11 protein-coding genes are annotated in these 8930 nt (G+C 49.8%); 1 reads left to right on the top strand and 10 read right to left on the bottom strand.

The genetic code is table 11. The annotated features are described in order from the left end of the window. From B3520_RS13325 to rhuM, 3 genes are all read right to left on the bottom strand, one after another. The coding region (locus B3520_RS13325) for a type I restriction-modification system subunit M (RefSeq protein ID WP_286876243.1) at positions 1 to 1112 on the bottom strand (1112 nt) is incomplete at its 3' end. A 133-nt stretch (positions 1113 to 1245) separates the two neighbouring features. Then, complete coding sequence (locus B3520_RS13320; protein WP_286876241.1) at positions 1246 to 2337, bottom strand: DUF4238 domain-containing protein; 1092 nt, start codon at positions 2335 to 2337, stop codon at positions 1246 to 1248. A 423-nt stretch (positions 2338 to 2760) separates the two neighbouring features. Continuing rightward, positions 2761 to 2880 (bottom strand): RhuM family protein, encoded by a 120-nt coding sequence (gene rhuM / locus B3520_RS17540; protein ID WP_414673885.1) that lies wholly within the window; start codon positions 2878 to 2880, stop codon positions 2761 to 2763. A 266-nt stretch (positions 2881 to 3146) separates the two neighbouring features. Here rhuM and B3520_RS13315 point away from each other — a divergent pair, with 266 nt between their 5' ends. Next, on the top strand, positions 3147 to 4544 hold the full coding sequence (locus B3520_RS13315; protein ID WP_286876239.1) for a Fic family protein: 1398 nt from the start codon (positions 3147 to 3149) through the stop codon (positions 4542 to 4544). 182 nt (positions 4545 to 4726) lie between these two features. Here B3520_RS13315 and B3520_RS13310 read toward each other — a convergent pair whose 3' ends face one another. The 7 genes from B3520_RS13310 to B3520_RS13280 form a co-directional block, all read right to left on the bottom strand. Then, entirely contained in the window at positions 4727 to 5314 is a 588-nt protein-coding gene (locus B3520_RS13310) for a hypothetical protein (RefSeq protein WP_286876237.1), read from the bottom strand. A 95-nt stretch (positions 5315 to 5409) separates the two neighbouring features. Further along, complete coding sequence (locus tag B3520_RS13305; protein WP_286876235.1) at positions 5410 to 5886, bottom strand: hypothetical protein; 477 nt, start codon at positions 5884 to 5886, stop codon at positions 5410 to 5412. 113 nt (positions 5887 to 5999) lie between these two features. Next, the gene (locus B3520_RS13300) at positions 6000 to 6308 is read right to left on the bottom strand and encodes a hypothetical protein (RefSeq protein WP_286876233.1); all 309 of its coding nucleotides are present in this window, start codon (positions 6306 to 6308) and stop codon (positions 6000 to 6002) included. Between the two features lie 93 nt (positions 6309 to 6401). Next, positions 6402 to 6986 (bottom strand): hypothetical protein, encoded by a 585-nt coding sequence (locus B3520_RS13295; RefSeq protein ID WP_286876230.1) that lies wholly within the window; start codon positions 6984 to 6986, stop codon positions 6402 to 6404. A 108-nt stretch (positions 6987 to 7094) separates the two neighbouring features. Beyond that, positions 7095 to 7490, bottom strand: a complete 396-nt coding sequence (locus tag B3520_RS13290; protein WP_286876228.1) for a hypothetical protein — start codon at positions 7488 to 7490, stop codon at positions 7095 to 7097. An 86-nt stretch (positions 7491 to 7576) separates the two neighbouring features. Continuing rightward, positions 7577 to 8527, bottom strand: coding sequence for a DUF5655 domain-containing protein (locus B3520_RS13285; protein WP_286876225.1), 951 nt, complete (start codon positions 8525 to 8527; stop codon positions 7577 to 7579). A gap of 262 nt (positions 8528 to 8789) precedes the next feature. After that, positions 8790 to 8930 (bottom strand): hypothetical protein (locus tag B3520_RS13280; protein WP_286876262.1); only part of this gene is annotated, 141 nt, incomplete at its 5' end.

Genomic DNA, 8930 nt, shown 5'->3' with positions numbered 1-8930 from the left:
TTGAACAGCGGCGAGCCATTAAAGACAATAGCAATGCGCGAGCCCTCGCCACCCTGCTCGGGGGCGGGTTTCATTTTGCTGAGCATGTGCAGCAAAAAGAGGGTGGCGCCATCTTTAATGCGCGGCAGGCCGGGGCCAAAACGGCCGTTAAGGCCCAGTGTATTGTGCTCACTCCTAACGTGATCTTCCTGCGGCTTCCACTCCACACCGAAGGGCGGGTTGGCCAGCATGTAGTGGAAGTTCTTGCCCTCGTGGCCGTCGCCGGTTTCGCCGTCGCCCAGGGTGTCGCCAAAGGCGATGTTGTCCACGGGCTCGTCCTTGATTAGCAGATCAGAGCGACAGATGGCCCAGGATTCTTCGTTGTATTCCTGCCCGAACAGCTCCAGGTGGGCCTGAGGGTTCTGCTCTTTGATGTATTCCTCGGACACGGAGAGCATACCGCCGGTGCCGGCGGTGGGGTCATAGATGGTGCGGGCGATGCCGGGGGTGTAGACGTCTTCGTCCTCGGTGTAGAGCAGGTGGGCCATCAGGCGGATTACCTCGCGCGGAGTAAAGTGGTCCCCCGCTTCCTCGTTGGCCTGTTCGTTAAATTTGCGGACCAGCTCCTCGAACACATAGCCCATGTCGTGGTTACTAACCTGCTTGGGGTGTAGGTTGATGCGTGGGTCGGCGAATTCCTTGACGACCAGATAAAGCCGATTCGCCTTATCCAGTTTCTCAATCTCCGACTCGAAGCCGAAGGCCTCGAAAATCACGCGGGCGGATTCCGAGAAGCCGTTAATATAGCTGATCAGGTTGGTGGCGATGTTTTCCGGGTCCGCCAGCAATTTTTCAAAGGTGTAGGGGCTGATGTTGTAGAGCGGGTGATTGCGCTCCTTGCTGGCCTTGCGCGCCAGCACCTTGTGCAGGGCATCGCCTTCCAGGCCACGGGCCTGGAGTTTTTCGTACTCCTTGAGCACTTGGTCCTTGGTGGGTGCCAGCACGCAGTCCAGCCGGCGCAGCACCGTCATGGGCAGCATGACCTTGCGGTATTGTGGCGGACGGTAGGGGCCGCGCAGTTTGTTGGCGATTTCAAAGACGAAGTTGATCAGGTTAGTGGTATTGGCGGGCATCAGTGCTCTGCTCGTTCTCTGGGTTTATGGATGTCTGTATCTGAATCGATGAATAGCGTGACTTTGTTGCATAACGCCCGCGTAATAGGCGCGAGCTTGCGAGCGTCCTTATTGACGCGTTTGTTAAGCGAATCTACCTTGCGCTTTTTTTTACAAAATCATGGTCTGTTGCTGAATTTACCCCGCTTTCTCGTATGTATCCAACCCCAGAGCCATTAGTATACACGTAACCTTTTCGCTTCCACGCTATAGTGCGTGGCCATGCAGATGGAGCTGGATTAATCATTTCGGTATGAATAATGGCTTCCTGATGTTTTTGCGCTTCACGCCAATTAACCACTTTATATTTTTTATAACCATCAACTTCTTTATCTAAAATTGCATAATTAATTTTATGCCTTTCTTTAGGCCGGCTACTTTTGACTAAAGAAAATGAAGCCAAGATCTGATCTTCTGAAGTCTTGTCTTGGTAGAATATATTCGCTCGACTATTTAGATACTGGTGTTCATTGAACAGATTTACCTCTCGTTCATTCCTCACATCAACCCAACCTTTCCTGTGAGGAATACTATAAACATTAGGATCAAAACCAACGCATAGAATTCGAGGAGTTATAGGAAGAAAAATAATTACTCCAGCAGACCCTAATCCAAAATTACTTCCTGGGGCTCTCCTGTCTAGAAAATGCCATTTATTAGTTAAAACAGCAGGATCATCAGAAGTGACAAAGTCGGTTTTAGTTTTATTCTTGATCAGGCAGACTTTAAGATCATTAATTACGTACTTTTCTTGTATGAAGTTTCTCATAGAAAGCTGAACTGCTTCTTTCATCTCCATTTTAAAGTCCTTCGGTTCAAGACCGGCGACCTCACCCATGCCATCTGTCACTTCAATACTTCGACGTGAGGCGGCTTCAGTTCTCATATACTGTAATCGCCAAAATAATTTTAAAAACTCGCGATGCTCGTCTGTTAAGTGATAATTCTGGTTTGTAATTTCTCTAACAATACCAGCATAACGGCCCTCAATGGGTTGGAGCGCTTTCTCTAGCTCAAGATCATCGCCATAAAAGTAACTTTTTGAGCACTGCTTCTTCAGCGGCGCACAATTAATAAATTTCTCTCTATCAATATTAAAAATATTAATAGCAGACGTTGAGTTATCCGCAGCAAACTGTCGAAGATAACATTGAGGAACATAATGTTGATTTTTATTCGATGCCATGAACACCCAAATTTTCGAGTTAGCCTAACAGACATTAGGACGACGGCGCGAATATCCAATGAACGCGTCTGCGTCATATCATTTTTACTCAATTTCCCTTAACGCAGAATAAAACCAGAAAAGTCAGCCACTTACAAACTCAGCGAGCAGGCATCCTCCCGATATGTTGACCAACTCTCTCCCAAAAGCAGAAGTCCGTCGACCCTCTCCTATCGGTGATCAAAGTAAGCCCTTACTAGCTTTTCAATCCAGATCATCCCCGCTCAATCGCCGCCGATGGCTTAAACGAGTCGTCGTATGTGCCCCTGCTAATCCTCGGGATTCGATCTCCGGGAACTTACAGGGCAGTTGCAGCCTGGTGTAGGCGATCAGCAACGTGAGGGAGGTCAGGCCCTGCCGGGCCAGGCGGTGCTCTTTGAGACTTTAACCCTGGGTCAGATGTTCGCTGAGGACGCGGGTGGCCCATTGGCGGAAGCGCACGCCTAGCTGGGATCTGACGCGGTAGCCCATGGAAATGATAGCATCGAGGTTGTAGTGATCAATCGCGCGCCGACCCCCCCCGCTTGCCTTCCTGGCGAGCTATCCGGAACTTTCGATAGTTGCCTCACGGCCCAACTCATCCTCTTCGTCCACATTGCCGACATGCTCGCCGATGATGCGCAGGTTCTTCCCGAACAACTCCGCCAGCTGCTTCTGAGAGAGCCAGACGGTCTTGCTCCAAGAAAACAGCGCACGGACCTATGCGCAACATTAGCTGCGCATAAGGGTGCTTTAATTGCGCATTAATCTCAATGGCAACATACCCGATCATGGCGAAACCCATACCTGAAAAGGCGCTACAGGACATTGAGGCGGTGGTCTCCGCCCACCCTGAAGGTGTCGGCCTTCAAGCCGTCCTGGAAGCTCTTGAGCAATCGTTGCCCCGGCGTACACTCCAGTACCGTTTAAAATACTTGGTGGATGCGGGCCGGCTCATCAAGACCGGGGAAAAACGGTGGGTCCGATACTTCCTTGCGAATACCGAGCCCAGGACAGGCAGCGGCGTCCGGGAACCCTCCCACGAAGAAGCGGCGGGCGCTATACCCGTCTCCCGGCAGGCCGCTGAGATTCAGAACGCCTTACGCAAACCGCTCCGGTCACGCAAGCCGACGGGCTATCAACACAGCCTTAACCAGTACCGGCCGAACCATACGGCGTATCTTTCACCCGCCGAGCGCACGCATCTTCGGGAAATCGGCACGCCGCCGTCGAGGCCCCGGCCGGCGGGCACCTATGCGAAGCAGATTTTGAACCGCCTGCTGATCGATCTTTCGTGGAACTCCAGCCGCTTGGAGGGGAACACCTACTCTCTGCTTGATACGAAGCGATTGATCGCCTTCGGGGAAGAGACGGCGGGCAAGGCACACGTCGAGTCGCAGATGATCCTGAACCACAAGGACGCCATCGAATTTCTTGTGGGCTCGGCGGAGGATATCGGCTTCAACCGCTATACGATCCTGAATCTTCATGCGTTGCTGGCCAACAACCTGTTGGCCGACCCGGAGGCAACCGGCCGCTTGCGCCGAATCGCGGTCGGCATTGAGAAGTCCGTGTTTCATCCCCTCGAAGTGCCGCCCCTGATTGAAGACTATTTTGATCAGATCCTGGCGACGGCCAGCGCTATCGCCGATCCCTTCGAGCAGGCTTTTTTTATTATGGTTCAGTTGCCGTATCTGCAACCGTTCGATGACGTGAACAAGCGCGTTTCCCGGCTAGCGGCGAATATACCCTTCATAAAAGCCAACCTCATCCCGCTCTCCTTCACGGAGGTGCCCGCCGATATCTACACCGAAGCGATGCTCGGCGTGTATGATCTGAACCGGATCGGCCTGCTCAAGGACGTGTTCATTTGGGCTTATGAGCGGTCGGCGGCGCATTATACTGCCGTCAGACAATCGCTCGGCGAACCCGACCCGTTCCGGTTAAGGTATCGTTCTGAATTGCAAGGCGTCGTCCAGGATATCGTGCTTGAGAGATTGGGCAAGAAAGCCGCGTTCAACCGCGTTGTTCAATGGGCGGAACAGCATATTCCGCAGGAAGACCGGGGGCGGTTCAGGGAAGTGGCCGAAAATGAAGTGCTGAGCTTGCACGCGGGCAACTTTGCCCGCTATCGGATAAAGCCCTCGGAATTTTCAGCGTGGCAAGAGGTTTGGTTGGGTAACCCATGAGTACGCGGGCCTCGGAGCAAGACGCTGTGTTTTCCTGACACGGCTTTCTCTCACATCCGATGAAGAAACATCCTAAGAGCAAAGCGAAATCGCCCCCAAACTTTCAGATATCTCCTTTTAAAGACCAAGCTCAGCGGCGCGCCAAGCGTGTCGACTGGAGCGCCTTGTTAAGGCCGCCGATTCTACGTATTTTGGCTCCAAACTGGGCCAAGCACTGCGGCAACAAATAGAACGTATGGGATTAGATGCTCAGCGACCGCATTCCCCGTAATGGCGTGAGACACGATTTCTCGCAGACGATAGGCCAAACCTTGTATGCCATCTAGCTCAACAACTTCTTGGTGCACAATTGGACCGCTGTCGTCCGAGAAATTGCAGACGATGGAAACTCCCAAGTAGCCATTGGGACGTATATCTTGTGCGGTCACATTTTTCTCAAAATGATCGGCACGATTAGCTCCTCGCAACTGCTCTTTTGCCAGTCGGCAGGCCTTCACAGATAATAACTTAGAAACACCGCCGCGCCCAATCTCAGCCCACAGCTCATTTCGATAAACCACATGAGTTTTCTGATAGAAACGCAACGCGAACCAGAAAATAAGAACCCAGGCGAATATGCCTAGGACCTCCGGCTTTGAGAACTGGAGGTTGACGACGAAAAATCTGATTTCGTCACCATGAAACCCTCCCCCAGCCGCATAGTAAAAAATGAAGGCGAGGGAAATCAGAATTAGATTTCTTCTCTCTGGACTAGAATCACTTATCGGCATATATTCTATCTGCTTATTGACCTAACGCCTGCAGACTGCGAACCCTTGAAATGGAGCGCAATGTAAAGGGTTCACCGTGTCTGCAATGGTTATTTTTACTTCGGATTCTCACTCAGCTCTCTAATTCGCTGCATGTCATTTTGGTCGAAGTCATATTCGGGCAGAGAGATGCCTGGATTTTCTCTACTAAGTTGCCTTTTCTTAGCTTCCACGTAAGTTCCATAAATTGCCCGATATGCATGATTATAGTCAGATCCACTCAAGTTACTTCGTTCAGCCTCAAGAGCTTCCATCGCTTCTTCCGCTCCCGCGACGGCAAGTTCTAAAGCAGTTTCGCACACTTCGTCATCAACGTTATCGCCATCACAGGTAGCGAAAATAGCAACTTTGAAGTATCTGGCTGCGTCCAGTTGTGGACCCAATCTCTGCATTGCCTCTTGCTGAGGTCCAAAGTAAGCCAAAACTGAAACCAGCAATGCTAGAAAGGCGACGCACAAACTCAGCGTAGCCTTATCGAGATGAAACTCTTTGGTAGACCCCGCCTTCTTAGTCTGCTTATTTTTTCTTACCATTCGCGATCTACCACTTTATTACACCGAAACATAACGCCCGCAGCACGCGCGGTTTTGTAGTGGAGGCGCGGCCGCAACAGAAAAGCCGCCGCTGCGCCTGCATTGTTACTTTTTTATACCGCACCTTCTAATTCGGCAACATGCTTTTGGATGATATCAAAAACCTGAGCGCTTACCTCCTTTTTGTCTCGGAAGCGCTTAACTTCAGCAATGACAGTTTCATAATCAAAACTGAAAGTTGAGCTGCTAGCCTCTTGAACTTTCAGGGTGATGTGGAAGTTGTCATCATCCCAGGCGACAACAACCTCGGGGAAATTAGTAAAGGTAAAGTTGTTGACCCGAAGATCATGAAGCAGAGCAGTGGCGACGAAGCCACCTACCTCACAGCTACTAAACTCTGAGCTCGTAAAATATGTTCCCATGTCGTCTCCTGGCTAAATAACTGAAACCTTAACCGCCGCGCTTTGCGGCTGGTTTGGAGCGCAGCGGAAAACCAGTCCGCCAACAGCGCTTTGTTACGCTCCATATGCATTGAAGTGCTTTTTCCCCGTCAGCCACAAATATGCGTCCACTTCCTTCAATGTAAAGGATGTCAGATCAAATGCTTCGGAAAATTTCTGAACTATGGGAACAAACCTCGTATAGTCTTTCAGATCAGCGCTCGTAAATTTTGCAAATTTGCACTTATTGCGAAAGTAAATTAGCATTTTTTCGACGTATCTATCGTATATCGGATATTTTTCAGGATGATGGTGGCTACAATATTTTGAAGCAAAAGAATAGAACCTCCGAATTTTACCGCCCACCTCGACCGGTGAGATGAGGTTTACTAGTTCTAGCTCACCATTTTCTAGCGGTGCCGCAATACCCATCGATGCGATATGCCTAGCAACAGAGTGCGTATCGTAAATGTTGGTACTATAGAAATCATTCAATGCACTAACTTTGATCAGTATATCTTCAATTCTTTCGTTCCCAGGAACTAAGTCTTGAAAAAGGAGATTAAGACATCGCTCCTGAAGGACGTACTTCTCTAACTCGTTCCATTCTTTGAGCCGAAGATTCACAATTTCTGATGTCGGTACCGGAATATCAATCATAAGCGTAACGCCAGCGCACAATGGTGCTCTTGTAATGGACGCGCAGCCGCAATATAAAGAGCGTCCGGCGGCCGTAGGCCGCGAATTGGTGCGCCTTGTTAAACGTTTTTAGCCTGCCGCCTGGTACCTCTCATACTCGGAAACCAGAAAAGGTGGGCCGACCAATAATAGAAAACAAAGCAGGTAACTGCCGATGCTGTTGCCACCTGACGTGGCAATGCGATATATCAAAACTGGTAGAACCAACGCGCAATATCCAACCATCCACAGCTTCAGCAGGCCATGCTGACCGATGAAATCCCCAAGCGACTGTTGCTCAGCTCCGTAGCCTCTCCAATTCCTGATCTCAGGGTTTAACAACGGCCACAACGAAAACAAAAGCCCAAGTACCAAACCGGTCTTCAGGCGATAATCGTGCGGTAGCTGAAATACCACAGCGAAAGCCACCAGCCACACGCAGCCGATGACCCAGTTTTTAACCATAACTTTCTGGGCTGAGGTCATAGACGTTTAACGCCCGCAATAAACGGCGCGAGGAACGAGCGTCCGGCGACCGCAGGGAGCGAATTTAATTGCTTTGTTAGAAGCCATTAACCACCGACCTTGTTGTATGCCATGGCCAGAAATTCCTTGACTTGCTCAAACTCCGATTCTGACGATACGGTAAACTCAACGTCACCAGTACCATAGTGCCCTATTGAGGTTACATCCCGGTAGTTGAGAGTTCCGGCAGGGATATCCGAAGGCTTCAGCTTGAGGAACAATTTTATGTTCTTCCCTTTGACTTCCATACAGGCGATATTCTGGGATACTTTGTAGGCAACATAAAACTTTTTTGGGACCTCTTCGATAGACTCATCCAGGCCCAAGATGAACTCGCGAATAGTCGCCGTTAACTCGCGAATTTCTTCACTTTTTCCTTCAAGCCTTTCATCGAAAGTGTAGATCGCAGTGGCACGGGTTAGTGCAGCTTTCTTGCCAGCCTCAACCATAATCGGATTTTTATATCCGTTTTCGGTTGTAATGGTAGTTGTCGATGTGGCCGCTGACTTAGACGCATGAAAAACCTCTTCAAGATATATCGAGTTGTTAGAGAACAACCGGTATTTCCATAGTTCAATATTTGCGCCCATAACTTGCACTGCGTGCAAGTCGTATTTCTTATAGTTCGGTGCTATGCAAATCACCCTAACGTCCGACCAATCAACTTTAACGCCGCTTCCAAGCCGCTTTTGCACCGCGATCTCAAAATCCCCTTTATGGTCCTGAATCCAGTGCAGATAGAAAAGACTTTGGTTAATCAGTTCCGATGACTCAACTTTTTTGTACTCAATGATGACAGGATTATCTTCTTCCGATAATGCGAGACTGTCAATTCGGCCCGCATGTTGGGCGCCCGTTGAGAACTCGCTGGCAACGAACCGGCAATTGAAAACGGTTTCGAAATTCTCCTCAATCAGCCTCTGCAAATCTTTTTCCAGAGCGAAGTTCTTCTGCTCTACAGCAGATAGCTTGTCCCCTGAAATATCAAATATCGGCACTTGATGATTACTCCATGGTCTCTTTGGATTCTAACAGGTATTAGGACGCCAGCTCGAATATCCGATGAACGCGCCGGCGTCATATCACTTTTCTTTAAATCCCCATAACACAAAAGAAGACCAGAAAAGTCAGCAACTTACAAACCCAACCAACAAGTCTTCCGCTGATATCTTGACCGACACTGCCCCAAAAACAAAAAAGCCGCCGACACTCCCGCGCCGGCGGCCTTTAAGTAAGCCCTTACTACCAGCCTAAATCAGATCATTCCCACTCAATCGTAGCCGGCGGCTTGGACGAGATGTCATACGTCACCCGGCTGATCCCCGGAATCTCATTAATGATCCGGCTGGAAACCTTCTCCAGGAAGTCGTAGGGCAAATGCGCCCAGCGGGCGGTCATGAA

The organism is Marinimicrobium sp. UBA4509, from assembly GCF_002388575.1.
GTDB lineage: Bacteria > Pseudomonadota > Gammaproteobacteria > Pseudomonadales > Cellvibrionaceae > Marinimicrobium > Marinimicrobium koreense.
The sequence above is the reverse complement of the archived record's forward strand: the minus strand, read 5'-3'. Positions and strand labels throughout refer to the sequence as shown.